The organism is Rhodanobacter sp. 7MK24, assembly GCF_014842995.1.
In the GTDB taxonomy this organism is placed as follows: Bacteria; Pseudomonadota; Gammaproteobacteria; order Xanthomonadales; family Rhodanobacteraceae; genus Rhodanobacter_A.
This window is the reverse complement of the sequence record NZ_JACYXL010000002.1, coordinates 107,367-133,406: the sequence shown is the minus strand read 5'-3', so window position 1 is coordinate 133,406 and position 26,040 is coordinate 107,367. Positions and strand designations below refer to the sequence as shown.

The 26,040-nt window shown below is 67.1% G+C and carries 20 protein-coding genes; 5 read left to right on the top strand and 15 right to left on the bottom strand.

From position 1 onward, the window contains the following. Genes IHE49_RS05425 through IHE49_RS05415 form a run of 3 tightly spaced genes read right to left on the bottom strand, consistent with a single transcriptional unit; the run spans position 1 to position 1,299 of the window. A complete protein-coding gene (locus IHE49_RS05425; protein ID WP_192155696.1) occupies positions 1-381 on the bottom strand; it encodes a tautomerase family protein in 381 nt (126 codons plus the stop codon). A gap of 31 nt (positions 382-412) precedes the next feature. After that, positions 413-976 carry a DUF4865 family protein gene (locus IHE49_RS05420; protein ID WP_192155694.1) on the bottom strand — a complete coding sequence of 188 codons (564 nt, stop codon included), beginning with the start codon at positions 974-976 and terminating at the stop codon, positions 413-415. Then, a complete protein-coding gene (locus IHE49_RS05415; protein ID WP_192155692.1) occupies positions 973-1,299 on the bottom strand; it encodes a carboxymuconolactone decarboxylase family protein in 327 nt (108 codons plus the stop codon). Before IHE49_RS05415 ends, IHE49_RS05420 begins: the two co-directional genes overlap by 4 nt. 106 nt (positions 1,300-1,405) lie before the next feature. Here IHE49_RS05415 and IHE49_RS05410 point away from each other — a divergent pair, with 106 nt between their 5' ends. Continuing rightward, entirely contained in the window at positions 1,406-2,281 is an 876-nt protein-coding gene (locus IHE49_RS05410; RefSeq protein WP_192155690.1) for a LysR substrate-binding domain-containing protein, read from the top strand. Positions 2,282-2,388: 107 nt separating this feature from the next. Here IHE49_RS05410 and IHE49_RS05405 read toward each other — a convergent pair whose 3' ends face one another. Next, positions 2,389-3,171, bottom strand: a complete 783-nt coding sequence (locus IHE49_RS05405) for a glutaminyl-peptide cyclotransferase (protein WP_192155688.1) — start codon at positions 3,169-3,171, stop codon at positions 2,389-2,391. A 369-nt stretch (positions 3,172-3,540) separates the two neighbouring features. On the opposite strand from IHE49_RS05405, the gene IHE49_RS05400 reads away from it, so the two are divergent. Together IHE49_RS05400 and IHE49_RS05395 are read left to right on the top strand one after the other, a co-directional pair. Further along, entirely contained in the window at positions 3,541-5,376 is a 1,836-nt protein-coding gene (locus IHE49_RS05400) for a monovalent cation:proton antiporter-2 (CPA2) family protein (protein WP_192155686.1), read from the top strand. A 97-nt stretch (positions 5,377-5,473) separates the two neighbouring features. Further along, positions 5,474-6,550: a glycosyltransferase family 9 protein gene (locus IHE49_RS05395; RefSeq protein ID WP_225578201.1), complete on the top strand. Its 1,077-nt coding sequence runs from the start codon at positions 5,474-5,476 to the stop codon at positions 6,548-6,550. Here IHE49_RS05395 and IHE49_RS05390 read toward each other — a convergent pair whose 3' ends face one another. Together IHE49_RS05390 and IHE49_RS05385 are read right to left on the bottom strand one after the other, a co-directional pair. Further along, positions 6,551-10,033 carry an ankyrin repeat domain-containing protein gene (locus IHE49_RS05390; protein WP_192155682.1) on the bottom strand — a complete coding sequence of 1,161 codons (3,483 nt, stop codon included), beginning with the start codon at positions 10,031-10,033 and terminating at the stop codon, positions 6,551-6,553. A gap of 65 nt (positions 10,034-10,098) precedes the next feature. Next, complete coding sequence (locus IHE49_RS05385; RefSeq protein ID WP_192155680.1) at positions 10,099-10,395, bottom strand: YcgL domain-containing protein; 297 nt, start codon at positions 10,393-10,395, stop codon at positions 10,099-10,101. 183 nt (positions 10,396-10,578) lie between these two features. On the opposite strand from IHE49_RS05385, the gene IHE49_RS05380 reads away from it, so the two are divergent. Further along, positions 10,579-12,132: an outer membrane protein transport protein gene (locus IHE49_RS05380; protein WP_192155679.1), complete on the top strand. Its 1,554-nt coding sequence runs from the start codon at positions 10,579-10,581 to the stop codon at positions 12,130-12,132. Between the two features lie 118 nt (positions 12,133-12,250). Here the strand turns inward: IHE49_RS05380 and IHE49_RS05375 are convergent, their stop codons facing one another. The 7 genes from IHE49_RS05375 to IHE49_RS05345 all read right to left on the bottom strand — a co-directional run bounded on the left by IHE49_RS05375 (position 12,251) and on the right by IHE49_RS05345 (position 21,232). After that, a complete protein-coding gene (locus IHE49_RS05375) occupies positions 12,251-13,678 on the bottom strand; it encodes a coniferyl aldehyde dehydrogenase (RefSeq protein WP_343227548.1) in 1,428 nt (475 codons plus the stop codon). Beyond that, positions 13,678-16,239: a TonB-dependent receptor gene (locus tag IHE49_RS05370; protein WP_192155675.1), complete on the bottom strand. Its 2,562-nt coding sequence runs from the start codon at positions 16,237-16,239 to the stop codon at positions 13,678-13,680. Before IHE49_RS05370 ends, IHE49_RS05375 begins: the two co-directional genes overlap by 1 nt. 73 nt (positions 16,240-16,312) lie before the next feature. Further along, a complete protein-coding gene (locus IHE49_RS05365; RefSeq protein ID WP_192155673.1) occupies positions 16,313-17,455 on the bottom strand; it encodes an SO2930 family diheme c-type cytochrome in 1,143 nt (380 codons plus the stop codon). 7 nt (positions 17,456-17,462) lie between these two features. Further along, positions 17,463-18,698, bottom strand: a complete 1,236-nt coding sequence (locus IHE49_RS05360) for a parallel beta-helix domain-containing protein (protein WP_192155671.1) — start codon at positions 18,696-18,698, stop codon at positions 17,463-17,465. Between the two features lie 185 nt (positions 18,699-18,883). Beyond that, positions 18,884-19,144 carry a hypothetical protein gene (locus IHE49_RS05355; RefSeq protein WP_192155670.1) on the bottom strand — a complete coding sequence of 87 codons (261 nt, stop codon included), beginning with the start codon at positions 19,142-19,144 and terminating at the stop codon, positions 18,884-18,886. Positions 19,145-19,205: 61 nt separating this feature from the next. Beyond that, positions 19,206-20,300: an AraC family transcriptional regulator gene (locus tag IHE49_RS05350; protein WP_192155668.1), complete on the bottom strand. Its 1,095-nt coding sequence runs from the start codon at positions 20,298-20,300 to the stop codon at positions 19,206-19,208. A 185-nt stretch (positions 20,301-20,485) separates the two neighbouring features. Then, the gene (locus IHE49_RS05345) at positions 20,486-21,232 is read right to left on the bottom strand and encodes a glucose 1-dehydrogenase (RefSeq protein ID WP_192155666.1); all 747 of its coding nucleotides are present in this window, start codon (positions 21,230-21,232) and stop codon (positions 20,486-20,488) included. Between IHE49_RS05345 and IHE49_RS05340 the strand changes: the two genes are divergently transcribed. After that, positions 21,231-21,746 carry a helix-turn-helix domain-containing protein gene (locus IHE49_RS05340; protein ID WP_225578200.1) on the top strand — a complete coding sequence of 172 codons (516 nt, stop codon included), beginning with the start codon at positions 21,231-21,233 and terminating at the stop codon, positions 21,744-21,746. The two genes, IHE49_RS05345 and IHE49_RS05340, sit on opposite strands and share 2 nt — an antisense overlap. A gap of 110 nt (positions 21,747-21,856) precedes the next feature. Here IHE49_RS05340 and IHE49_RS05335 read toward each other — a convergent pair whose 3' ends face one another. Next, positions 21,857-22,591: a TlpA disulfide reductase family protein gene (locus IHE49_RS05335; protein WP_192155664.1), complete on the bottom strand. Its 735-nt coding sequence runs from the start codon at positions 22,589-22,591 to the stop codon at positions 21,857-21,859. Between the two features lie 99 nt (positions 22,592-22,690). Further along, on the bottom strand, positions 22,691-25,846 hold the full coding sequence (gene putA / locus IHE49_RS05330) for a bifunctional proline dehydrogenase/L-glutamate gamma-semialdehyde dehydrogenase PutA (RefSeq protein ID WP_192155662.1): 3,156 nt from the start codon (positions 25,844-25,846) through the stop codon (positions 22,691-22,693). Positions 25,847-26,040 lie beyond the last annotated feature (194 nt).

The window sequence follows — 26,040 nt, the reverse complement described above, 5'->3', positions numbered from 1 at the left end:
TCACGCGTATTGCGCGATGCCGTTGCCGAACGACCAGTTCTCCCTGGCCGTCTCCAGCAGGTTGATGAAGACATCCTCGGGCCGCAGGCCGGGATCGGCGGCGAGGTTCTCGGCCACGCGGCGATAGAACGCCTGCTTCTGCGCCACCGTGCGCGTGTTGTTGCAGGCGATCTGCACGATCACCAGGTCGTCGCTGCGCGCGATGCCGAGGTAGTTCGGGTCGCAGTCGAATTCCTCGGCCTCGTGCTGGTGGACCAGGATGAAACGGTCGTCTTCCGGCACGTTGAAGGTTTCGCGCATGGCGGCATAGATGCCGTTGCGCAAGGCGGCGAGATGGGCGGTGGACTTGCCGCGGCGCAGGGAGATGCGGACGAGGGGCATGGGTTTTCTCCGGTAGGTGTCGTGCGGGGTGCTATCGAGGTTGCGATATATGGCCGACGCGGTAGGCCTGGCATTCTGCGCCAGCGAGGTCGGCACGCACTTCGGGCCAGAGCCGGAAACGCGCCAGCGTCCAATCCGCCGGGTTGCAGGCAGTGATCGCGGCAAGCGCGCCTTCGGCCATGGCGGCATGCGTGGACTCCTCTTCCCTGCGCTGCCACTCCGCGAGGTCCGCATGGTCGGGCAGGACTGCGATTTCGCGCGTGGCGCAGACTGCGCCGCGCAGATCGTGGACGAGTTCCGCCTGCCACGGTATCCAGTTGCGCACCGCGGGGCGTCCGAAATCCTGCGACAGCGCGGCGAATCCGGCGCCATTGAGGAAGGCGTTCATGCCCGCGCTGTCGCGCCATAGGTAGAACGGTGCGTAGAGATTGTCGCGGCCGGGCAATTCGCCGTCGTCGCACAGGGCGTACAGCCATGCCTTGAACCCGAGGCCGGGAAAGTCGTCCAGCAGATGGCCCTTGTCCGCGATGCGCCGGCGGATGATGGCCATGTCGTAACCGGCAGGCAGCGTGATGGTGTATTGCATCGCGATCATGGCGCGCGCTCCGTCTGCGTCTTGCGCAGCACGCCGATGGCCGAGAACGCGCAGGGCCAACCGGCATAGAACGCGAGGTGGGTGATGAGTTCGACCAGTTCCTCGTCTTCGAGACCGTTGTCGCGGGCGCGGTCGAGGTGGAACGGCAGTTGCTCGGTGCGGTTCAGGGCGACGAGTGCCGCCACCGTGGCGATGCTGCGTTCGCGCGGGCGAAGCTGAGTGCGCGACCAGACGTCGGCGAACAGCACGTCATCGGTGAGGGCGGCGAGTTTAGGGGCAATGTCGCCAATGCTCTTGTGTGCGTATTGCGGGTCGTGGGCCATGTGGGCAGTCTCATGCGGGATTTGACGGGGCCACGATAGCGCTCGATGATAATCCTGAAAATCGGGAAATTCGATATCGATAATCCCGAAAAATAGGATCATTGCCATGCCTCGCGTCAACCTCGACATCGATACGCTGCGGAGCTTTGCCACCGGCATCGAACTGGGCAGCTTCGCGCAGGCGGCCGAACGCCTGAACCGCTCCACTTCTGCGGTGAGCGCGCAGCTCAAGAAGCTGGAACGGCAAGCCGGCGCGCCGCTGTTGCGCAAGGCTGGGCGCGGCATGGCGCTCACGGAGGCGGGCGAAGCGATGCTTGGCTATGCGCGGCGCCTGCTGGAGTTGAACGATGAAGCCGTCGCCGCGATCCGCGGCGTGGAACTGGCAGGGCGCGTGCGGCTGGGCATGCAGGAGGACTTTGGTGAAAGCCTGCTGCCCGCAGTACTCGGCCGCTTCGCGCGGACGCACCCAAAGTTGCGTATCGAGGCACGCATCGCGCGCAATGCGGAGCTGCTCGATGGCGTGAACAAGGGAAAGCTCGACCTGGCGCTGGCGTGGGAAGCCGGCGCGGGAAGTCCGCATGCCGAACGCGAAGGGCGCTGGCCGATGCGCTGGGTGGTGGCGGCCGACGCGCCGATGAAACTCCAAGAGCGCGGCGAACCGTTGCCGCTGGTGATGCTGGAATCGCCCTGCCTGCTGCGCAGTGCGGCCATCGCGGCGCTGGATCGCGCGGGCATCGCTTGGCGCATCGCCTTCAGCAGCACCAGTCTTGCCGGAACCTGGGCAGCCGTGAATGCAGGCTTGGGCGTGAGCGTACGCACATCGCTGGGCCTGCCGGAGAACGTGCGCGCATTGACCGCGAAGCAGGCGGGATTGCCTGCGTTGCCCATGCTCGGTTTGGCGCTGCACCGTGCCGAGGCGGAACCCTCGCCGGCGGTGGCGCAACTGGCCGGCATCATCCGGCGCGCGCTGGCGGCGGAGTGATTGCACCGCAGGAGCGCACCCGGTGTGCGGATGCCTGGCGCTCCGGTCAAGGCAAGGCCGCCGCGCACCGGCCATGCGACCAGGGTGTCTTCAGGCGTGTGGTGTTTTCAGCGCACGTGCTTAGGCGGCACCAGCTTGATCTCGTACAGCTTCGGCCAGCACTTTCCGGTGACGAACAGGCGGTCGTGCTGGGCATCGTAGGCGATGCCGTTCAGCACGTCGTTGACGGGGTCGGCCAGCGTGTCTGCCGGCGGAACCAGGCCGGCGAGATCGATCCAGCCGACCACCTTGCCGCTGGCCGGATCAATGCGCGCGATGCGCGTGGTCAGCCACACGTTGGCGTAAATCTGGCCTTTCACCCATTCCAGTTCGTTGATGTTGGCCAGCGGTTGGCCGTCGGCGGTCACCGCGATCTGGCCAGTCTGCTGCAGCGTGTCCGGGTCGAGGATGCGGATCGTCGGCGTGCCGTCGCTCATATAGAGACGCTTGCCGTCACCGGTGAGCGCCCAGCCTTCGCCGGGATAGGGGAAGCGCGCATTCGGCTTCAGGGTCGCGAGGTCGTAGATGAAGCCTTCGTGGTTCTGCCAGCTGAGCTGGATCAGCTTGTCTTTCCACACCGCGATGCCTTCGCCGTAGTCCGGCCACGGCGTCGGCGCGGATTGCAGCACCTTGCCGGTCTGCAGGTCCACCTTGCGCACGGTGGAGTTGCCCACCTGACCGGTGCTCTCGTAGAGATGGCCATCCAGGTAGAGCAGGCCTTCGGTATAGGCCTTGGGGTCGTGCGGATAGCTGTGCACCACGCGGTAGCCGTACACGGGGATGGAATCCTGCGCCTGCAACGGGGCGACAAGGGCGACAGCGAGCGCGGCGATGGCGGCTAGGGTTTTCATGGTCGGGGATCATCCCATGGTCTGGTGGTGCGGGGGAGCACCCGGCATGAATGGCGGATGAGAGCGTGCTGGCGATCACGCGTTCGAGGTTCTCTTTTCTTGAAGGGAGGTTCGAGTCCGCGACCGTGGCTTTCGCGCTTTCGCAGCGAACAGGGTGGTTCTACCCGACGGCAGGCGTCCGGAACCGCCCGCTCCTTGCGGCAGGGCATTCAGTGCCCCGCCAGGCCTTGGCGAGGAGGCACATGAACCCCGCTCCCTCCCTCACCCGCGACGGCGAAACCGGACTGCCAGTCCGTTACGCAGGTGTCCCAACCGCACACCTCCGACCAGCGTGAAATAATCAACCCCTACAAACGGACCGGAGCGCACGTGGACAGCCATCATTTCCTGCAGGTGGCCGTAGTGTTCCTGCTGGCTACCGTGATCGCGGTACCGCTGACCAAGCGTTTCAAGCTGGGCGCGGTATTGGGCTATCTGCTGGCCGGCATCGCCATCGGACCGCAGGCACTGCGGCTGGTGGCCGACAACGGCGGCATCGCCGCGATCTCCGAGTTCGGCGTGGTGCTGATGCTGTTCGTGATCGGCCTGGAGCTGTCGCCGCAGCGCTTGTGGGTGATGCGGCACTCGGTGTTCGGCACCGGCTTGCTCCAGGTATTGGCAACCAGCGCAATGATCGGCGTGGTCGCATGGTGGTTGCTCGGATTCACGCCGGGCGCGGCGCTGATCGTGGGCGGCAGCCTGGCGCTGTCGTCCACCGCGTTCGGCCTGCAGATACTCGGCGAGCGAAAGGAAGCTGGCACCGCCTATGGACGACAGGCCTTCGCGATATTGCTGTTCCAGGATCTGGCGGCGATCCCGCTGATCGCCGCGGTGCCGTTCCTCGCCAGCACGACCAGCCACGGTTTCGATCTCGTCGGTGCGTTGCGCACGGTGGGCGTGATCGTTGCCGTGGTGGTGGGTGGCCGCTATCTGCTGCGCCCTGTGTTCCGCTTCGTGGCAAAGGCGGAGGCTGTGGAGGTGTCCACTGCCACCGCGCTGCTGGTGGTGATGGGCGTGGCCTTGCTGATGGAAATGGCCGGGGTGTCGGTGACGCTGGGCGCGTTCCTCGCCGGCGTGCTGCTGGCCGACTCGGAATACCGTCATGAGCTGGAATCCAACATCGAGCCGTTCAAGGGCTTGCTGCTTGGCTTGTTCTTCATTAGCGTGGGTATGTCGATGGACATCTCCCTGCTGCTGCGCTCGCCCTTGCAGGTACTGGCGCTGGTAGCCGCCCTGCTGCTGCTGAAAGGCGCCCTGCTGTGGCCGCTGGGGCGGATCGTGGGCGGCCTGGAGCGCGGCGATGCGCTGCGCCTCGCGGTGTTGCTGGCTTGCGGCGGCGAGTTCGCTTTCGTGGTGCTCAAGCTCGCCGACGGGCAAGGGCTGATCGCCGCGCGCCAGCACAATCTGCTGGTGTTGGCGATCACCCTGTCGATGGCGCTGACCCCGCTGCTGGTGGCCGCACTGGCGAAGCTGCTGGGGGCGCGCAAGGTGCGCCAGCCGGCACGCGATTTCGACACCATCGTGGCGCACTCGCCGCGGGTCATCATCGCCGGCTACGGCCGCATGGGACAGATCGTGGCACGCGTGCTGCGCGCGGAAGGCATTCCGTTCGTGGCACTGGATCATTCGGTCGAGCAGATGGACCTGATACGCCGCTTCGGCCGCTGGAACGACATCTTCTATGGCGATCCCGCGCGCCCGGAACTGCTGCGCGCCGCACAGGCGGACAAGGCCGAGGTGTTCGTGCTGGCCAGCGACGAGCCGGAATCCAGCCTGCACGTGGCACGCGTGGTGCGGCGCATGTATCCGCATCTGAAGATTGTGGCCCGCGCGCGCAACCGTCAGCACGTGTGGCGGCTGATGGACCTCGGCGTGGATGAGCCAATCCGCGAGACGCTTTATTCCAGCCTCAAGATGACCAAGCAGGCGCTGATCGCGCTGGGCCTGACGCCCGAACGCGCGATGGATCGCGTCGAACGCTTCCGCCGGCAGGACGCCGAGCTCATCAAGGCCCAATACCTCGTCTACGACGACGAAGCCAAGCTGGTGCAGACCACGAAGGAAGCACTGGCCGAACTGGACAAGCTGTTCGAAGCGGACAACGAACCGCAGGCGCGCGAAGCGCGCGAACGCGATCCCGCCACGCCGTTGACGAGCCAGGACTGACACGCGGACCGTCGCTTGATCTTGCGATGCCTGAAGGATTTCCGCGCGCGTAAATTCCTGCTGTCAACGAAGCTCCGTACGCGGCGTTGCGATGTGCATGCCTACCTCGCCGCATCCGCTGGTCATCCGCTTCGGCCGCCTTGGCGATACCGTGCTGCTGCAGCCGTTGCTGCACAAGTTGCAGCAGCGCTACGGCGAGCCTTGCGACCTGCTTGCGATCGGCACGTGGCCGCAAGGGCTGTATGCGGATCAACCCGAGGTAGCCGACGTGTCCGCGCTGCAGACACCGCACCGGCCGTTGCTGCTCAGCCGCGAACAGTGGCGTGCGATCGGTTGGCTGCGCCAGCGGCGCGATGCGCCGGTATACGTGTGCGAGCCGCAGCCGCGAGCGTTGTTGCGGGTCCAGCGCATGCTCAGGCTGGCCGGCGTGCCGTCGACGCACTGCGCTTATCTGGTCGACACGTCGTTGCGGGAACACGAGCACTGGGTCGACCATCTGCTGCGTTTCGGCGATTGCACGCCATCCGCATTCCGCGGCCGCTGTGACACGCTGGTGGTCGACCCCGGTGCCGCACCGCAGTTGCGGGTGGACGCGGCGGCACGTGCCGATTGCGAGCGCTGGCTGCGTGCGCGCGGCCTGTATGGCCATCCGCTGGTGCTGCTGCAGCCGGCCAACAAGCGCACCTTGCGCTGGAACGGCGTGCGTGCGATCGAGCAGGACGACAAGGCGTGGCCGCTGCAGCAATGGGCGGCACTGGCCTGGACCATCCTGGAAACGCTGCCTTCGGCGCGGGTGCTGCTGTGCGGCTGCCCGCGGGAAGCCGACTATCTGGAAAGCATTCGTGCCATCGCGGCCAGCGAGGCCGTGCTGTCGGTCGCCGACGAACTGCCGTTGATGCGGCTGAAGGCCTTGCTGGCTTGTGCGCACAGTATGGTGTCGGTGGACACCGGGCCGGCACATCTTGCCGCTGCGATGGGTTGCCCATTGGTGGTGATGTTCGGCGGAGTTTCGCCCGCGCACTGGGCGCCGCGCGCCGCGCCGGGCAGCGTGGTGACCGTGCTGGGCGGCCCCCCGCACGGTAGCCGGGTGGATGCGCTCACCGTGGAACAGGTCGCCGATGCCTGGTGCGGTCTGCCGCCGACGCGCCATGCGCGCTGGCAGGCAGTGGCCTGATCACTCCGCCGACTGGGCCGGCTGGCGCAGGGTTTGCCGCACGCTGGGGATCGCGCCGGTGCGCACGGCGAGTTCGTGCGCGATATCCACGAAGCCCAGTTGACGGGCCACGTCGGCGGCGGTGCGGCCGAAGGCGTCGGTGGCGGCGCGATCCGCGCCGCGCGACAGCAGCACGCGGGCTGGTGCCAGCAGGGTGTGCATGGCGCAGGCGTGCAAGGCCGTAACGCCGCGCTGGTCGGCATGCGCCACGTTGGCACCGGCTTCCAGCAGCGCGGGCACCAGTGCCCCCAGATGGGTGGCGTCGCATTCGCTGCCGGGTCGTTGCGAGGCGCCGAGCAGCAGCAGCAGCGCCGTCTTGCCTTCGCCATCGGCGCGGTCGACGGTGGCGCCGTGCTTGAGCAGCACGTCGAGCAGGCGGCGCGCGCGCAGGCTGTCGTTGTGCTCGAAGCCGTACTGCGCAGCGGCGTGCAATGCGCTGTGTCCATGCGAGTCGACGGCATTGACGTCGGCGCCGGCGGCGATCAGCACCTCCGCCAGCTCGGGGCGTCCCATCGCGGCGGCCACCATCAGGGCGGTACCCTGGTTCGGCAGGCGCTGATCGACTTCGGCCTTGCGTTCCAGCAGCAGGGCAGTGGTGCTTTCGCGGCCGCCGGCCACCGCGGCTGCCAGCGGAGTGATGGCGTTGGCGGCGGCCAGCGCGGGATCGGCACCGGCGTCGAGCAGGCAGGCGGCGATCTCGGCATGGCCGGCGCCGCATGCATGCAACAGCGCGCTGGCGCCGTGCGCATCGACGGTGTCGACGGCGAAGCCCAGTTCCAGCAGGCGTTGTACGGCGGTCAATGCGCCGGCTTGCGCGGCCGCAGGCAGATCGCTGGCGCGCAGGGGGCGGCGCGGGCGCGGCCAATGGCCCCAGTCCAGCCAGCGCTCGATGGCAGGATGCTCCAGCGCCAGGCCCAAGGGCGTCTCGCCATTGGCGTCGGTGGATTCGGCGTCGGCGCCGTGGGCGATCAACAGGCGCACCATCGGCAGCGCGGCTTCGCCGTGTTCCAGCGCTGCGAACAACGGCGTGCGGCCGTCGCGGTCGCGGCAGTTCGGGTTGCAGCCGCGCGCAAGCAGGACATGCAGCAGTTCGAGCTGGCCGTTCACCGCGGCGAGCTGCAGCGGCGTACGCTCGCGTGCATCGGGCCCGAAGGGATCGGCACCGCGCTCCAGCAGTGCCTGCGCCAGCGCCGTGCCCCGCGCGGACCCGCCGAGACGTTGCAGCGCCTGCGCCAGCAGGCCGGCGCCCGCCGGCGTGGCGCCGGCGTGCAACAGGTCGATCACGGCTTCGATGGCGGCAGGCAGTTGCAGCAGCAGGGCATCGAACAAGCGGCGGCCCAGCGGCGGCAATGCGGAGCGTTCGTCATCGGCGAGGACGGTCTCGTCGCCGTGTTCGTCGTCAAGCTGCTGCGCGGCGAGGCGCGCTTCGGGATCGAGGCCGTGATCCAGCAACCAGCGTCGCGCCTGACCTTGGCCCGGCTGGGCGAGGTCGAGGTAGAGCTGGGCGAGCTGCGCCTGCGGCCACGTTTGCACGCGCGCGGCGAAGCCGGAAACGATGGCCCAGTGACCGAAGCGCAGCGCGTCGAGCAGGTGCGCCGGCGTGTCGGCGCCGCTGGACAACGCGACCTGGCCGATGCTGGCGGGCAACGGGGTTTCCGGATCGAGCAGAGCAACCAGATCCCAACGCCCGGTGGCCGCAGCATGGTCGAGCGCGCTGCGGCCGTCGCTGCCGGGTGCCTTCGGTTCGGCACCCAGCGCGAGCAGCGCACGCACGGTGTCCGCATGCGCGCGTGGCGACTGGCAGGCAAGGGTGAGTGCGTCGCGGCCATGGCTGTCGCGCGCGCGCGCGTCGGGCTGCGCTTCGGCGAGCCGCTGCACGATGCCCACTGCGCCTGCGCGTGCGGCCTCCATGAGCGCCGTGCTGCCGTGCTGGTCGGCCAGCGTGGCGTCGGCGCCGGCGGCACACAGCGCCCGGGCGATCTGTTCGTGACCTTCGGCGGCGGCCGCGATCAGTGCGCTGCGGCGGCGCGTATCCACCGCATTCACCGCGGCACGATGCTTGAGCAACAACTTCACGCCGGCGGGATCGTCGTCGGCGATGCCGGCTGCGGCGACCAGCGCGGGCTCGCCGTTGGCCAGCGCCGGCTTGGCGCCGCGTTCAAGCAGGAATTTCGCCAGCGGCCAGTTGGCGGCGCGGCAGGCGGCCGCGAGCGGGCTGGTGCCGGATCGATCCAGTGCATTGATCGGTGCGTCGGCGTCAAGCAGCATCGCCGCCACCATCGGTTCCTCGCCGAGTACGGCGCCGTGCAGCGCGGTGCGGCCCTCGCCGTCGGCAGCAAGCGGATTGGCGCCGTTGGCGAGCAGGGTCATCACCGCCTCGGCCCGGCCGTGCAGGCTGTCGCGCGTGGCGGCGAGCAGTGGGGTGAGGCCGCCGCTGGCACGGTTGACGTCCGCACCCTTGGCGATCAGCGCGCGCAGCAGGCGCGTGTCCGGCAGCAGCGCGGCGAGCATCAGCACGGGACGCTGGTCGCGGTCGCCGGCGAGCGGCGCGGTGTCCGGGTTTGCACCGGCCTCGACCAGGGCAAGCGCGCGCTCGATGTCGCCGTCGCGGGTGGCGGCGAGCAGGGCGGCGGCCTGTTCCGGCGTGCCGGCCGTGCGTTCCTCTTCGCTCAAGGGCGCGGTGACCGCTGGCGCGGCGGATTTCGCCGCGATCGCCGCGTCGGCATGTTCCGCGCGCCGGCGGTGGCGATCGTGCTGCGCGCACAGCAGCGCGTGCAGCGTGCGGTTGGCCGCGATCAGGCAGCCCAACGGCAGTACCAGCACGCCATACAAGGCAAGCGCGGCGATGCGGATTTCCGACGGCAGCATGCCGTACAGGCCGCTCAGCGCAATGGCGCCCCAGGTCATCGCCAGAAGGGCCAGGGCAGCGGGCAGGAAATGGCTGAAGAAGCGTTCTTCGCGCGCGAGGTGGCGGCCGAACATCAGGCTGCGCAGCGTCGCGGTGAAGATCCACGAGCCGTCGTGCTTCGACGGGTAGGCGTCGTCCCACACGAACACCAGCCCGAACGCAGGCCACGGTCGCCACAGCACGGCCAACGCCAGCACCAGCGTGGCGACCAGCGCGAGCGTGGCGGACAGGCTGTGCGCGTGGCTCAGCGCCAGCATCGGCCATGCCACCAGCACGAATACGATCACCGCGTACCCGGTGAGCATCACCAGGTGCGCGGCGCCGCGGCGCAGCACTGCACGCGCAAAGCTGGGTTCGGGTTCGAAGCCGATCGCATGGCACACCGCGGCCATCGTCAATGCGTTCGCCAGCAGCAACGGGATCAACGTGAGCGGGTGGGCCACCGTGCCGGCCAGCGCCACGGCGAGCAGGCCAGGAATGAACCAGGCAAGTGCCTGCAGGAACGGAGGGCGTCGGCGCGATTTGGTCTGAGTCATCCTCACAGTATAGGAACCGTGATGACGCTAGGCGGTAACCTCGCGTTAACGCGAGGGCAGCATGTTCAATCGCGCGGCGGCGCATCGACCAGCGTTGCGCCGTACGCAGGATGGCTTGCGCCGGTCAGCGCACCCTCCGGCGGCAATTGCAGGTGCCAGCCTTGTTCGTGCAGGTGCGCGAGCACTTGCGCGGTGTCCTCGCGCGGCAGGCGGCGTTGCGCATCCAGTCGCAGCTCCAGCGCGAAGCGCAGTTCGCCCAGCATGCTGCGCAGCGATTCGGGCAGCACGCCAAAACCGTCGCGCTCGGCCAGCCAGAGGTAGGTATCCGGTTTGCGGCGGCTGGCGTAGATGTAGCACTGCATGGGCGTTCCCTGATGTTCGGCGACAGATGCCGGGGATTATCCCGTGCGATTGCTGCGCCAGCACTTGCAACGCTCGGAACGAGCGGGCACAGTGCCGCGCAGCGATGTTAAACGCTTGTATGAATTTCGTGTGAGATCTGTCCGGCACGCGAACCGCCCAACTCCATGATGCAGGAGCATGTGATGCACAAGTCCAACCGCCTTCTCCCCAGCGCCTCCCGTCCGTTGGCGTTCGCCGCGCTCAGCGCGGCCGTTGCGGTCGCCCTGGTCGCACCCGGCATGGCCCATGCCAGCGCCTTCCAGTTGCATGAGAACAGCACGCAGGGCTTGGGCCGCGCCTACGCGGGTTCCAGCACGGCCGGCGGCGACGTGTCGGTGGTGGAGAACAACCCGGCGGCGATGAGCGACCTCGACGGCACCTATGTGCAGGCCGACATCACCGCGATCAACTTCAGCGCCAAGTTCAGCGGCAGCTCGCACGACGTGCTGGGCAACCCGATCAGCGGCGGCAACGGCGGCGACGCCGGCACCACCTTGCCGGTGCCTGCCCTGGCGATCTCCACCAAGGTGAGCGATCGCGTCAACCTCGGCGTCGCGTTCGACGTGCCGTATGGTTTCCAGACCGAATACGACAACAACTGGATGGGCCGCTACGACGCCGTCAAGACCGTGCTGAAGTCGTACGACAGCACGCTGTCGGCTTCGTTCAAGATCAACGACGAGTGGAGCATCGGTGCCAGCGCCATCGCCGAACGCACCAATGCCGACCTGACCAACGCGATCAACTTCAACGCCGTGGGCCTGGGCATCCAGCAGGGCATCGCCAAGCAGGCGCAGGCGCAGGCGGCGGCGGCAGTGGCTGCCGCTGCGGCCCAGATCCAGGCGGCGCAGGCTGCGAACCAGATCACGGCGCAGCAGGCTGCCGCGATGCTCGCCGCGGCCGAGCAGCAGGCCACCGCCGCGGCTACCGCCGCCGCGACCGCCGGCGCAGCCCAGGTGGCTGCGGCGCTTCCGCCGGATTCGGACGGCTATGCCGAGGTCAAGGGCAACGACTGGGCCTGGGGCTGGCAGCTGGGCGCCTACTGGAAGCCGACCGGGAATGATCGCCTGGGCTTGAACTACCGCTCGCGCATCACCCACGACATCGACGGCACGGCCAATTTCGATACCGCCGGCGCCCCGGGCTACAGCCTGTTGCAGGCCAACCCGCAGCTGGCTTCCAGCATTCCGCCGTTCACCCACACCAGCGGCACGGCGCGCCTCACCAACCCGGCCGTCGCCACCCTGAGCTACTGGCATCAGGAATCGAAGTTCGGCATCGGTGCGGATGTGTCGTGGACGCAATGGAGCGTGATGCGCAGCCTCACCGTGGACTACGCCAACGCGCAGCCCCCCACCGTCCTGCCGTTCAACTGGCGCAACACCTACTACGTCGCGGTCGGCGGCGAGTACTACGCCACCGACAAGCTGACCCTGCGTGCCGGCGTGTCCGTCGACCAGGCGCCGATGACCGCAAGCAACCGCGACCCGCGCGTGCCCGATGCCGCCCGCCGCATGGCTGCCTTCGGTATCGGCTACAAGGCCAGCGAGCACTTCCAGATCAACGCATCGTATGCGCACATCTTCGTCAGCCACGCAGGCGTGAACGATGCCACCAGCGCCACCGGCGATGTGCTGACCGGCACCTACGACGACTACGGCAACCTGCTGAGCGTGTCGGCGCAGTACAAGTTCTGACCGGCTTCGCCCCAGAAACCTCCCCGCGCAAGCGGGGAGGTTTTTTCTTGTCTGAAGAGTGCGGGCATGGACGGCCGCCGATTTGATCTCCGCGATCAGGGACGATCGCAGAGGTGCTTCAGCCGCGTTTGAGCAGGAGATCCAGCATCTGCCGGAAGCGCTTGCCGTAGGGCGGATTGAGTAGCCCGGCGCCATTCCAGCGCGCCTGGCGGAACACGGGCTTGGTGTGCGAGAAGGTGCGGAAGCCGGCCTCGCCGTGGTAGCCGCCCATGCCCGAGGCGCCCACGCCGCCGAAGGGCAGTTCGTGCTGGGCGATGTGGTAGAGCGTGTCGTTGAGGGTGACGCCGCCGGCATGGGTGCGCGCCAGCACGCGGTCGATCAGCGACCGGTCCGTCTCGAACAGATACAGCGCCAGTGGGTGCGCACGAGCGCCCACGTAGGCAATGGCTTCGTCCATGGTGTCGTAAGGCACCAGCGGCAGCAGCGGACCGAAGATTTCTTCCTGCATCACCCGCATGTCGTCACGCACGTCCGCGATCAGCACGGGTGGCAGCAGGCGGCGCACAGCATCGGGCGCGGCCTCGCTCAGCGATTCGATCGAGGCGCCGGCGGCATTTGCATCGTCGCGCAGCGTGGAAAGTCGCGCGTAATGGCGGTCGGTGGCGATGCTGGCGTATTGCGCATTGCGTGCGAGGTCGGGATACAGGCGCGCCGTCGCCGCACGCGCCGCCGCGACGAACTCGTCCATGCGTGCACGCGGCAGCAGCACATAGTCGGGCGCGATGCAGGTCTGCCCTGCATTGACCAGCTTGCCGAACACGATGCGTTCGGCCGCATGCTCCATGCGAGCACCGGGGCCCAGGATCACCGGCGACTTGCCGCCCAGTTCCAGCGTCACCGGCGTGAGGTTGGCCGCGGCCGCGCGCATCACATGGTGGCCTACGGCAGTGGAACCGGTGAACAGCAGATGGTCGAACGGCAACGTGGCGAACGCCTGGCCCACGGTGGCGTCGCCGTTGACCACCTGCACCTCGTCGTTGCGGAAGTACTTGGCGACGAGTTCGGCGAACAAGGCCGAAAAACGTGGTGTGTATTCGCTCATCTTCAGCATCACGCGATTGCCGGCGGCGAGCGCGTCCACCAGTGGTCCCACCGCGAGGTAGAGCGGATAGTTCCACGGCACGATGATGCCCACCACGCCCAGCGGCTGCGGACGCAGCTCGGTGCGCGCCGGCAGGAACAGCAAATCGGCGAGGCGCCGCTTCGCCCGCATCCAGCGTTTGCCGTGGCGCAACGCGTGGCGCACGGCGGAGAGGCTGGGGAAGATCTCCAGCAATTCGGTTTCTTGCGTCGGTCGATTGCCGAAGTCGGCGTGGATCGCATCGGCGATGCCGTCGCGATGCGCGAGCAACAGGCGTTGCAGCGCACGCAGGCGCGCGGCGCGCGTGGGCCAGTCCGGCAGCGGGTCGTGCGCCTGCGCTTCGCGCAGCCGACGCAGTGTGGTGTCGAGGTCGGACATGTGGGCCTTGGGGTGGCGGGCAGGGATCAGAACTTCACGCGCAATTCCGCGCCGTAGGTGCGGGGCGGATCGATGACGGCCCAGGGCGTGCCGAACACCGTCGTGGTGAGATTGGTGATGCCGATGTAGCGTTCATTGAAGACATTGTTCACGAACAGGCCGACGTCCCAACGCTGGTCCGGCGTCTGCCAGTCGAGTCGCGCATTGGCATGGCGCTGGGCCATGCCAACCTGGAAATTCGGACTGGTCTGGCAGGTGCCCTGGATCTCCGACTCCCCGTTGCAGCGGGTCTTGCTGCGGAAGCCATACTGGAAGTTGAACACCACGTTGCCGTTGGCCACGTTGTGCACGGTGTAGGCCATGCCGGCGGTGGCCGACCACAGCGGGTTGCCGGTGGGCTGACCGTTGAGCACGGTGCCGTCCGGCGCCGTGGATTGCAGGTAGCGCTGGCTGATGTAGGCCACGTTGGCATTGAATTTCAATGGTTCGACCGGTTGCCACTGCGCTTCCAGGTCGACGCCCTTGGCTTCTTCGTTGCTGACGCTGGTGGTGTAGTACGGAATGCCCGTGCCGTTGGAGCCGGGCTGGCCGGTGACGTTCGGGTTGAGCACCTGCTCCTGCAGGTTGTAGTAGCGGTAGTAGTACACCGAGCCGTTGAACAGCAGGTTGTACTCCGGCAGCACCGTCTTGATGCCGGCCTCGTAGTTCCACACCTTCTCCGGCGCGAAGTGCGAGCCGATGTCCAGGCTTTCGTAGCCGCCGGCCTTGTAGCCCTTGGCCACCGAGAAATAGGCCATCACGTCTTGGGTGAACTTGTAGCTGAGCACCGCGCGCGGGCTGAAGTCGTTCCATGTGTTGTGCGCGCTGACCAGGGTGTTGACGGGCGCGCCGCCGCTGGCGGTGAAGATCTCGTTGCTCTGGAAGGCGCTGAGCAGGGCGGACGTGGGAATGCCGGCCATGGCGGCTGCCATGTCGAGTATGCCGGCCTGCTGGAGCTGGCTCAGCGTATTGTCCAGTTGCGGCGCCTGGCGCGGGATGTTGAACCAGGAGAAATCCCGCTCGTCGTGGGTGAAGCGCGCGCCGGTGGTCAGGTCCAGCTTGTCGCTGAGATGCCAGATCACGTCGCCGAAGGCTGCGTAGGACTTGTAGTTGCCGTTGTTGTTGATCTGCTCGGTCCACGGATCGCCCAACAGGTTGTAGGGCAGGTTGTAGGCGTCGAGCATCGACTGGAAGTAGTGGAAGAGGGTGCCGGTGGGCGTTCCCGTCTGGGCACCCGTGTTCACCGCCAGCGTGTCGATGCTGTCGGTGGTGACGTCCACCTGATTGCCCTGCCGTGCCTGCTCGCTGTACCAGCTCACGCCGGTGACCCAGTCGAGCAGGTCGTTGCTGCTGGCGAGCTTGAACTCCTGCGAGAAGGCGTTGTTGTGCTCGATGTTGGCGGTGGCGAGGTAGGTGTCGATGTTGGCGGTGCCGTCGCTGTCTTCGAGATTGAAGGTATCGAAGTTGCGCCAGGCGGTGGTCGAGGTGAGGCTGCCCCAGGCGAAGTTGTGGTCGAGCGTCAGGGTGACGCCATCGAAGCGGCGGCGCTCGTCGGCGCCGACTGCGTCGTTGTACAGCGGTGCGTTCAACGGATTCAGATAAGTGGACGGCTCCGCCGGGAAAGGCGGCAGCACCAGGCCGGAGGGTTGCCGCAGGGTGAAGTCCGACAGCGGCACCAGGCCGATGGCTGCCTGCGGTGCCTGGTTGAGCTTCTCGTGGTCCCACGACAACAGCATGCGGGTGTCCGGCGTGATGTTCCAGCGGAATACCGCACGCGTTCCCCAGTCGCCGTTGTCGCCGTAGCGCTGGCCGGTCGCCTGGTCCTTGATCCACCCGTCGCTCTGGTTGTCGTAGGCACTGACGCGCAGCGCCATGTCCTTGTTCAGGGGAATGTTGACCAGGCCGTATGCGTAGCGCTCGCCGTAGTTGCCGTAACGCAGCGTGGCATCGCCCTCGAACTTGTCGCTGGGTTCGTTGGTGACGATCGAGATGGCGCCGCCGGCGGCGTTGCGGCCGAACAGCGTCCCCTGCGGACCTTTCAGCACCTCGATGCGCTGGATGTCGTTGAACGCCAGCATCGAGCCGCCGGTGCGGTCGGCGTAGACGCCGTCCACGTATACGCCCACGGCGGGCTCGGTGCCGATGCCGAAATCCTCGGTGGTGATGCCGCGCAGGGTGTAGCCGGGCTGGGTCGGCTGGGAGGTGGTGACGACCAGTCCAGGCACGAAGTACTGCATCTGGCTGATGTCGGTGGCGGTGACGCTGGCGATGTCCTTGGCAGTGACGATCTGCAAGGCGATCGGTACCTGCTGCATTTCCTGCGTGCGGCTCTGCGCCGTCACCGTGATCTTGCCCAGCTCGGTGGTGCTCTGGTTGTTCTTCGCGGTGCCGGGCGAGGGCGTGGCGGCCGGCGCATTCGCGGTTTGCCCGGCATCGGTGTTCTGCGGTGCGTCCGCAGCCCACGCGGCCAGCGGCGCGGCCAGCATCATGGTGCTGCCGAGCAACGCGAGACGCAGTTGGACGGACAGTGGTCGCAGACGCATCGTCATACCCGTTCTCCCCAGGCTTGGTCATGCATGGCGCGGTGACCGCGCCGGAAGTTTTCGTCCGCTGCGGCCGTGCTCAATGCACGATGTCGCAGTTCCCCTTGAGCGAAAGAATCCAGGCGCGGATCAGCGCCTCGCCCTCGCGATCCACGGTGCTGCGGCCGATCTCCGGCATCATCGTGCCGGGCCGGGTGGAGCCGATGCGGTTCATGATGATCGAGTCGTCCGGCTTGCCGGGCACGATGTCGAACAGGCGCCCTCCGGTGGCCGGACCGGCTGCCTCTGGCGACTTGCAGATGCCGAGGTGGTGGTCTTCCGGCACGTCCGCGCCGAGCGAGAAGCCGGTGACGCTGGCCTCGCCGTTCGGGTTGTGGCACATCGCGCAGTTGACGTCGAGCCAAGCGCGCGCGCGGGCATCGAGCGTAGCGCTGGGATCGCGCCAGTCGGCGGCCTTCGGCACGTCGGCCAGCTTGGGCATGTCCATCAGGTAGCCCATCGCGACCAGGTGCTCCAGCTGGTTCTCGCGGCCGCTGCCGTAGTCGTACTCGCGGTTCATGTTCCGCGCCTTGGGGCCGATCGGCAGGATGCTGCGGCCGATCATGTCGGCCTCGTGGCAGTTCACGCACTGGCCTTCGTCGGGCACCACGTAGTTGAAGTCCTCGCGCTGGTCCTGCGCGCCGACGAGGGTGAGCGCCTGCACGTCGCCGGTACGCACCAGCGTGGCCTCGGTCTGCTCCTTGTTCCACACGTAGACGAACGGCGTCCAGCCGTCCTTGCGGCGCACCAGCAGGCGGGTTTCCACCAGGTGCACGCTGGCCAGGTTCAAGTCCTGGCCGACGAAGTCGCCGGAGTAGTCCAGCGTGCGCGCCACGTCGCTGAACTTGCCGTCGGCAGCGCGCGGGTAATAGAAGGTCTTGGTGACGACGGTGCCGACCGGGAAGTCGAAGGTGTTCTTCGCGTCGTATTTCGCAGACACCCCCTTGGGCATCCACACCGTGCGCAGCTTGTGCACGTAGTCGGTGAACAGCGGCGTGTTGAGGTTGTACGGCACCACGCCGGCGTTGAGTTCCAGCCTGCCGTCGCGGGCCTCGACCATGTGCCAGTCGCTGAGCTTGGCCGGCTTGCCGTCGGCATGGAATTCCGCCGGCGGCAAGCCGCGATGGCAGCCGGACAACAGAAGCAGTGCCAGCAGCGCGGCATGTTTCGCGGACTTCACCATCGCGGCCTCAGAGCTTCGGCTCGGGGTTGAGCGTCACGGCCGGGAGTTTGTCGATCGTGCACTGGAACGGCTTCATGTCGGTGTTCGGATGCTTGTAGCCATCGGGACCGTCGGCATCGACCACGCCGCTGACGTCCTGGATGCAGATGCGGTCCTGCGGCGGCAGCGTCTTGTCGGTGAATTTCGGGTCGCTGTAGCCGTCCCACAGCACGTCGGGGAAGTGGCCGCCGATGCCGAACATCGCGATCTTCAGCGTCTTGAAATCCAGCCCGCTGGGCGAGTCGCCGCCGCCCTTGAGGCGGTTGCCGTAGATGAAGATACCCTTGGGGTATGGGTCGTAGTCGGCGGCCACGCCGGTCTTGCTCGCGTAGTTGGTGGAGTAGAAGCTGGACACGATGATGTTCGCCGTCTTGTTGTCGGCGATGTCGTTGTCGAAGATCTCCACCTTCGGGTTGGAGTTCACCACCACGCCCGAGCCTGCCGGAACGCTGGCCACCGCCGAACCGTTCGCCGCGAAGTTGTCGTGATTGTTGGCGACCACGTGGTTCTTGAACACGCGCGTGCCGCTGCCTTCCATCAGCAGGTCGGGCATGTTGAACACCAGGATGCCGCCGGAGTTGTTGGTGGCGGTGTTGCCGTACACGTCGGCGTTCACCGTGTTCTCGATCTCGATGCCGGCCACGTTCTGTTCGGCGCGGTTGTTGCGCACGATCACGTTGTTGGACTGGCCCACGTAGATGCCCGAGTCGGACGCGCCGATGGCTTCCGAATCCTCGATCAGCACGTTCTGCGTCTTCACCGGGTAGATGCCGTACGGGCCGTTGCTGGTCTGCGAACCGTCCGTCCACTGCGTGCGCACGCCATGGATGGTGATGTTCTTGCCATGGTTGATCTTCAGCGCATCGCCCTTGGTGTCCTCGATCGTGAGGTTCTCGATGGTGAAGTCGTTGGCGTTCACCAGCAGGCCTTCGGGGCCGACCACCTGGCCCTTGAACGAGAGCACGGTCTGGTCCTTGCCGGCACCCTTGATGGTGACGCCGTCGGTGCGCAGGCTGAGTCCGCGCGTGAGGTGGTAATGGCCAGCGGGGATGTCGATCACCGTGCCAGGCTTGGCGTCCAGAAGCTGTTCCTGCAGCTTCGATTCGAAGCTGGCGTCGGTCGCATTCTGCGGTGCGGGTGCCTGCTGGCTGCTGCACCCGGCGAGTACGGCGACGAGTGTGGCGGCGATGAGCGTCTTGCGCATGATCGTTGAACTCCCCATTCGAACGGCATTGCGGATGCCGTCACTGTCCCGCAACACGTTGCGGTTGGGGAGGGTAAAACGGCCAGGGCATGGGGGGCAAAGCGGCCAGTGTGCGGGGCGGAGGTCCACTCTTTGCTTAAAGGCTTGCCATCCCGGCGCAAGCCGGGATCCAGTAGCGATCACGTTTATTCGAGGCAGAAAAGTTGCTTCCGCGCCGATTGCCATTCTGCCCAACAGTTCTCTGCAACGATGTCGGGATAGCCGCGCGTTTTTTCGCCTGAGATGGCCATGCTGTAAGGGAGAGCTACGCAGTTGGCATGATCTCGGATAGCGATCACTTGATCCTCTGTAAGCGGAGCACCCTTCGTCTGTTCTGCCTTGTAGAGCAGCGCAACCAGTGCCGGAATGAATACGAGGCACAAGGGATCGTCCTGATCGTTACTCATGCAGTTCCCGATACCAATCGTCACTGGATTCCGGCCTGCGCTGGAATGACGAGCAGAAATTTCAGGCCGCGGCGCGCCGCGCTTCCTGCGGCGCCATGCCGGTCCAGCGCTTGAACGCGCGGCGGAATTCGCGCGGATCGCTGAAACCCACCTCGCCGCCGATCTCGGCCACGCTCAGGTCGCCGCCCTGCAGCAGTTGCAGCGCGCGTTCGGCGCGCACGCGGTCGTGGATCTCGCGGAACACGCGGCCGCTCTCGGTGAGCCGGCGGCGCAGCGAGCGTTCGCTGAGGTTGAGCGTGCGGGCCACCTCGTTGAGCGTGGGCTGCTGGCGCAACTGGCTGCGCAGCAGGCGTTCTACCGCGGCGACGATTTCCTGGTGCGGTTCCCCGCCATCCGGCGTGCGTTGCTGCGCGCACAGCGCCAACGCCTGCTGCGCGGTGAGCGGGTTGTAGCCGGGCAGCGGATGGGCCAGCCACTCCGTGCCGATCAGCAGCCGGCAGCGCGGCGCGTCGAAGCGCAGCTCGCAGCCGAACAGCTGCGCGTACTCGTCGGCGTGGTCCGGGCGCGGGTAGGCCAGCTCCAGCCGCAGCGGACGCAGCTCGGTGCCGACCAGCTCGCGCGCGATCAGCGTCGAGCTGGCGAACAGCTCCTCACAGAAGAACGGCAGCAGGCTGGCGTCGTCGAACAGAGGCAGCGCGACCATCGCCACGGCATGTTCGTCCACTGGCTCGAACGCGAGGTCGAGCAGGCAGCCGCAGATCTTGTGGTAGCGGATGCCCGACTGCATCGCCTCGCCGAAGGTGCGGGAGGTCATCATCGCCAGCCCCAGCAGGCCGAAGCCGCCGACGGTGCCCTCGCGGCCGATGCGCAGCCCCGCGTCGCGCACGCCCGCCGCGCCCAGCGCCGTGAGTGCGCGATGCACGAACAGGCTGGCCTGCCGGTAGGAAACGCGCAGCGCCGGATCGGCGATCTGCGCGCGGTTCAGGCCCAGGCCGCCGAACCACGAGCGACTGTCCACGCCGCAGCCATCGGCGAGTTGCGTCAGATAGAGCAGCTTGTTGGTGGGAAATTCCGCCGCGGTGTAGCGCGGATCGTCCGTCACTTGCGTGGCGTGCGCGCTGGAATGGAAGCCGATCATGCCGGCGGGACGTGCCATGGTGCCGATGCTCCGACGCAGCCAGGCCAAGGCGGCCCGCGATCCGGACTTTCTAGCACGTCTGCGCGGCCGGTCGCTTGTGCATTGCGCAAGCGACCGGCCGTGAAGCCGTTTCGATCCTGCGTTGGCAGGGGAGCATCCACGGCGTGGTCAGCGTCGGGATGTCTCCCTGTCGCGTGGGTGGTTCAGCGCAGGCCGCCGCCAGCGTAGAGCTTCTCGCCGGTCAGCCAGCCTGCGTCGCCGGAGGCCAGGAAAACGGCGATCGAGGCAATGTCCTGCGGCTGGCCGATGCGACCCAGCGGCGTCTGTGCCACGGCATGGGTCTCGAACTCCGAACCGATGAAGCCGGCGCTATGGGTGCCTTCGGTCTCCACGATGCCCGGATTCAGGGCGTTGACGCGGATGCCGCGCGGGCCCAGTTCCCGTGCCAGCGCACCGGTGATGCCTTCCACCGCCGACTTGGTGGCGGTGTACACCGCCGAACCCGGTGGCGTGATACGGCTGACCAGCGAGCCTATGTTGATGATGCTGGCGCCCTGGCCGAGGTGCTTTTCCGCCGCCTGCGTGGTCAGCAGCAGGCCCAGCACGTTGACATCGAACTGCCTGCGGTAGTGCTCTTCGGTGATGGCCTCGATCGGCGCGAACTCGTAGACGCCCGAGTTGTTGACCAGGATGTCGAGGCGACCGAAACGCTCGACCGTCTGCGCGACGATGGCCCGCGCATCGGCGCCCTTCGAAACGTCGCCCTGCACGGCGAACGCCTTGCCGCCGGCCGCGGTGATCTCGGCTACCACGGCGTCGGCGCCGGCCTTGCTGGAGGCGTAGTTCACGGCGACGGCGGCGCCTGCGGCGGCAAGTGCCTTCGCGATGGCGGCGCCGATGCCCTTGGATGCGCCCGTGACGAGGGCGGTCTTGCCTTGGAGCTTGCTCATGGTGGGTTCCTGCGAGTGTGGCGAGTGGGGGATGGTCCGGGTTCTTAAATTCCGTAGTTCAAGATATATGAACTATGGAACCAATCGTCAAGGGGCGGGTAAAATGCCGCCATGCGTCCGCTGTTCCATCCATCGATCGACGACGTCACCGTGGAGGGCATACTCCACGCGCTGTCCGACTCCGTCGCGCGCGTCGATCTACGCCAGGCTGGCAGGCCTGGACTGCGCCGCGGCCTGTACCGCGTTCCAGCAGGCCGGCGACCGCGTCATCCCCAAATCCTCGCTGTCGCAGCACTTCCGCGTGCTGCGCGAAGCGGGCCTGGTCCGCAGCGAACGGTCCGGTGTGGAAATGCACAACACCACGCGCTGCGCAGAAATCGAGCAGCGCTTTCCCGGCCTGATTCCCGCCATCCTCAACGCGCATCGCATGCAGGCCGCGGGCACACCGTCGCCCCGCTCACCGCGTCGCAGGACGGCGACGCCAGCCGTCAGGAAGAAAGCAAAGGGTCGCTGAGTGTGCTGTTGCCGCAAATCCTGATGAGATCATTCTTGATGAAATGATCGGCGTGCGCCGGATGGACGGCGCACCGCACGTTGCGGCGCACCGTTTCGATCAGCGTCGCGTTACGGCTTGCGGTACTGATTCACCCATCGCGTGATTTCGTTGGCCGTGGGGATATCGTGATTGGCCTGGGTGGCCAGCGCAGTACTGACCGTGGCGGCGACCAGATGGCCTTGCGGATCGATCAGCAGCAGGGCCGGATAGGTCGAGATACCGAGCGCGTCGATCCACGCTTGGGCATCCACCAGGCTGGAAACTTGCAGCTTGCGCTGTTTGGCGAACGTCAGCGCGGTGTCGCGTGACTCGTAGGTCACTGTGAGCAGCTTGAAGTCTTTGTGTTGCTTCGCCAGCGCGTTTAACGTGGGTACCTCGGCGATGCACGGGATGCAGTCGGCGAAGTAGAAGCTGAGCAAGGTGTAATGGCCCTTGAAGTCCGCATTGGTCACGCGCTGGCCTTGCGCGGTACGCAGGTCGAAGGCGGGGAGTGCCTCGCCCGGTTTGAGCTTGAGCGATAGCGTATTGGGCGCCGGTGCCTGATGGGCGGAGTTGATGCGCAGCACGACCTCGGATTGCGCATTGACGGACTTGGAGAACGATGCGCCGGGAGCGCGCGCCTGACGCATGAAGTCGTCGTAGCTGATAGGTTTGCCGCTGCTGTCGAGGAGACTGATTTTCGCGTCGCTGGGCAACACCAGGGCGGAAATCAGTTGCTGCTTCTGAGCCGCAGTTTGCGCGTAGGCCGTAGTGCCGACGAACAGGCTGGCCAGCAGACAGATGGTTGCAGGCGGACGGGACATCGCGGTTCCCTATGGATGTGGAGCCGCGAGGCTAATACGGAAATCGGGCGACGCAGAATTCCCCTCGCTCTCAACACGGTCGAGAGCGAGGGGATAGCGTTATTCGCCGATGGTCAGCAACGAGGCGTTGCCGCCGGCCGCCGTGGTGTTGACGGTGAGCGTGCGCTCGCCGGCGAAGCGCAGCAGGTAGTGCGGGCCGCCGGCCTTGGGGCCGGTGCCGGACAGCGACTCGCCGCCGAACGGCTGCACGCCGACCACCGCGCCGATCTGGTTGCGGTTGACGTAGCAGTTGCCGACGCGGGCGTGGCTGCGGATGTATTCCACGGTGTCGTCGATGCGGCTGTGCACGCCCAGCGTGAGACCGTAGCCGGTGGCGTTGATCTGCTCCACCACCTGCGGCAGTTCGCTGCCCTTCCAGCGCAGCACGTGCAGCACGGGGCCGAACACTTCGCGCGTGAGGGTGGCAAGCGCCGGTATTTCGTAGGCGCGCGGTGCGAAGAAGGTGCCGTTGGCGGTGGCAGCCGGGTCGAGCGGCACTTCGCCGATCTTCTTCGCTTCCTTGTCCATGCGTGCGGCGTGGTCGACGAGGATCTTGCGCGCGTCCTCGTCGATCACCGGGCCGACGTCAGTCGAGAGCTGGCCCGGATCGCCCACCTTCAGCTCGGCCATCGCGCCGGCAAGCATGCCGATCACCTTGTCGGCGATGTCTTCCTGCACGAACAGCACGCGCGCCGCGGAGCAGCGTTGGCCGGCGGACTGGAAGGCAGAGGCGATCACGTCCTTGACGATCTGTTCGGGCAGTGCGGAGGAGTCGGCGATCATCGCGTTTTGGCCGCCGGTCTCGGCGATCAGCGCGGCGATCGGCGCGTTGCGCGCGGCGAGCGCGCGGTTGATCGCCCAGGCGGTTTCGGTGGAGCCGGTGAAGGCGACACCGGCCACGCGCGGGTCCTTGGTCAGCGCGGCGCCGACCACGGCGCCGTCGCCGGGCAGGTACTGCAGCACGGCCTCGGGCACGCCCGCTTCGTGCAGCAGCTTCACCGCGGCGTAGCCGATCAGGCTGGTCTGCTCGGCGGGCTTGGCGATCACGCTGTTGCCGGCGGCAAGCGCGGCGCTCACCTGGCCGAGGAAGATCGCCAGTGGGAAGTTCCACGGGCTGATGCAGACGAATACGCCGCGACCGTTGAGGAACAACTGGTTGCTCTCGCCGGTTGGTCCCGGGAGTTGTTCCGGATGACCGAACAGGCGGCGCGCCATGGTGGCGTAGTAGCGCAGGAAGTCGGCCGCCTCGCGGATCTCGGCGATGGCGTCGGGCAGGCTCTTGCCGGCTTCGCGCACGCACAACGCGATGAATTCGGCGCGGCGCGCTTCGAGCTGTTCCGCTGCGTGTTCGAGGATGGCGGCGCGGCTGGCCGCCGGCAGGCGGTCCCAAGCGGGCTGGGCGGCGACGGCGTTGGCCAGTGCCTTGTCCACCAGTGCGGCGTCGGCGCTGATGTAGCTGCCCACGTTCTGGCGGCGGTCGGCCGGGTTGGTCACCTGCACGGTGGGGCCATTGCCCTTGCCGCCCGGCACCAGCGGTTCGGCGTTCCAGGGGCCGGACTTGCCGTTGACGGCTTCGGCGGTGGCCTTCAGTTCGTTGTCGTTGGAGAAGTTGATGCCCATGGAATTCTTCCGAAGCTCACCAAAGAGATTGACCGGCAGCGGGATGCGCGGATGGGGAATGGAAGCGAAGCGGCGCACCGTTTCGCAGGGATCGGCCACCAGCTCGCGCACCGGCAGCGTCTCGTCCACCACGCGGTTGACGAAGCTGGTATTGGCGCCGTTTTCCAGGAGGCGGCGCACCAGGTAGGGCAGCAGGTCCTCGTGCGTGCCCACCGGCGCGTACACGCGGCAGGGCACGTTGAGGTTCTGCGGGCCGATCACTTCCGCGTACAGGTCGGTGCCCATGCCGTGCAGACGCTGGAACTCGAACGGACGGCCGCGCGCGACGTGATGCACGGCGGCGATGCTGTGCGCGTTGTGGGTGGCGAACTGCGGATAGATCAGTTCGCTGCCGGCGTCGAACAGCTTGCGCGCGCAGGCGAGGTAAGACACGTCGGTGTTCGGCTTGCGCGTGTACAGCGGGTAGCCGGCCAGGCCCTGTTCCTGTGCGCGCTTGATCTCGGCGTCCCAGTAGGCGCCCTTGACCAGGCGCACGTACCAGCGGCGATTGGCGGCGCGGGCGGTCTCGATCAGCCAGTCGATCACGAACGGCGTGCGCTTGGAGTACGCCTGCACCACGATGCCCAGGCCGTTCCAGCCCTGCAGCGAGGGATGCACGAACACGTCGCCGATGATGTCCAGCGAGAGTTCGAGACGGTCGGCCTCCTCGGCGTCCACCGATAGCGCGATGCCTTGCTTCATCGCCAGCTGCGACAGCTCCAGCAGCTTGGCGGTGAGGTCGCGGCGGGCGATCTCGCGCTTGGCCACTTCGTAGCGCGGATGCAGCGCGGACAACTTCACCGAGATCGACGGCGCGTCGGTGTGATTGGCGAACGGGCCGCGCGCGCCGATGCGCGCGATGGCGCGGCGGTAGTCTTCCTGGTAGCGCTCGGCGGTCTCGCTGGTGAGCGCGGATTCGCCCAGCATGTCGTAGGAATAGCGGTACACCGCGTATTCCTTCTTCGCGCAGCGGTCCAGCGCCTCGTCGATGGTCTGCCCCATCACGAACTGGTGGCCCATGATGCGCATGGCCTGGCGCACGGCGAGGCGGATTGCCGGCTCGCCAGCGCGGCCGGCGAGGCGCTTCAATGCGCCGGTGAAGTCGCGGCGGGTTTCCTCGGCCAGGTTCACCAGGTGGCCGGTGAGCATCAGGCCCCAGGTGCTGGCGTTGACGAACAGCGACTCGCTCTGGCCGAGATGCTTCTTCCAGTCCGCGTCGCCCAGCTTGTCGCGGATCAGCTTGTCGGCAGTGGCCTTGTCGGGAATGCGCAGCAGCGCTTCCGCCACGCACATCAGCAGCACGCCTTCCTCGGAGGAAAGATCGTACTGGCGCATGAAGGATTCGACCGCGCTCTGGTCCTTGGCGCGCACGCGCACGCGGGTCACCAGGCCGGCGGCGACGTCGATCACCTGCTCGCGCTCGGCGGGTGGCAGGGTGGCCTGGGCGAGCAGGTCGTTGACCGCTTCGGTTTCGTCGCGCAGCCACGCGGCGGTGATGCGCGCGCGGGCCGGCTCGGCGCCGGCGGGGAGTTCGGGGCTGAGAATGGGTTGGGTCACGGCAGGGTCGATGCGGTGGGAAGAGGCGAAACAGAACGCGGGATTGTACGCCGTGCGCCGCCGCGCCGCCGCAACCGGGCCTGCGGACCTTCGAACGCGAGACCTAAGGCGCATGTCGGCAAACGGTGCCGGCAAAACCGGTTCGGCTCAGGCGCCTGCGGCATTCTTGCCCCTTGCGGCCATTGCGACCTATC

What these genes read in the sequence shown, in the direction of transcription:
- IHE49_RS05425 (WP_192155696.1), bottom strand. Translation starts at nt 381, where the DNA reads ATGCCCCTCGTCCGCATCTCCCTGCGCCGCGGCAAGTCCACCGCCCAT.
- IHE49_RS05420 (WP_192155694.1), bottom strand. Translation starts at nt 976, where the DNA reads ATGATCGCGATGCAATACACCATCACGCTGCCTGCCGGTTACGACATG.
- IHE49_RS05415 (WP_192155692.1), bottom strand. Translation starts at nt 1,299, where the DNA reads ATGGCCCACGACCCGCAATACGCACACAAGAGCATTGGCGACATTGCC.
- IHE49_RS05410 (WP_192155690.1), top strand. Translation starts at nt 1,406, where the DNA reads ATGCCTCGCGTCAACCTCGACATCGATACGCTGCGGAGCTTTGCCACC.
- IHE49_RS05405 (WP_192155688.1), bottom strand. Translation starts at nt 3,171, where the DNA reads ATGAAAACCCTAGCCGCCATCGCCGCGCTCGCTGTCGCCCTTGTCGCC.
- IHE49_RS05395 (WP_225578201.1), top strand. Translation starts at nt 5,474, where the DNA reads ATGCCTACCTCGCCGCATCCGCTGGTCATCCGCTTCGGCCGCCTTGGC.
- IHE49_RS05390 (WP_192155682.1), bottom strand. Translation starts at nt 10,033, where the DNA reads ATGACTCAGACCAAATCGCGCCGACGCCCTCCGTTCCTGCAGGCACTT.
- IHE49_RS05385 (WP_192155680.1), bottom strand. Translation starts at nt 10,395, where the DNA reads ATGCAGTGCTACATCTACGCCAGCCGCCGCAAACCGGATACCTACCTC.
- IHE49_RS05380 (WP_192155679.1), top strand. Translation starts at nt 10,579, where the DNA reads ATGCACAAGTCCAACCGCCTTCTCCCCAGCGCCTCCCGTCCGTTGGCG.
- IHE49_RS05370 (WP_192155675.1), bottom strand. Translation starts at nt 16,239, where the DNA reads ATGACGATGCGTCTGCGACCACTGTCCGTCCAACTGCGTCTCGCGTTG.
- IHE49_RS05365 (WP_192155673.1), bottom strand. Translation starts at nt 17,455, where the DNA reads ATGGTGAAGTCCGCGAAACATGCCGCGCTGCTGGCACTGCTTCTGTTG.
- IHE49_RS05360 (WP_192155671.1), bottom strand. Translation starts at nt 18,698, where the DNA reads ATGCGCAAGACGCTCATCGCCGCCACACTCGTCGCCGTACTCGCCGGG.
- IHE49_RS05355 (WP_192155670.1), bottom strand. Translation starts at nt 19,144, where the DNA reads ATGAGTAACGATCAGGACGATCCCTTGTGCCTCGTATTCATTCCGGCA.
- IHE49_RS05350 (WP_192155668.1), bottom strand. Translation starts at nt 20,300, where the DNA reads ATGGCACGTCCCGCCGGCATGATCGGCTTCCATTCCAGCGCGCACGCC.
- IHE49_RS05340 (WP_225578200.1), top strand. Translation starts at nt 21,231, where the DNA reads ATGGTGGGTTCCTGCGAGTGTGGCGAGTGGGGGATGGTCCGGGTTCTT.
- IHE49_RS05345 (WP_192155666.1), bottom strand. Translation starts at nt 21,232, where the DNA reads ATGAGCAAGCTCCAAGGCAAGACCGCCCTCGTCACGGGCGCATCCAAG.
- IHE49_RS05335 (WP_192155664.1), bottom strand. Translation starts at nt 22,591, where the DNA reads ATGTCCCGTCCGCCTGCAACCATCTGTCTGCTGGCCAGCCTGTTCGTC.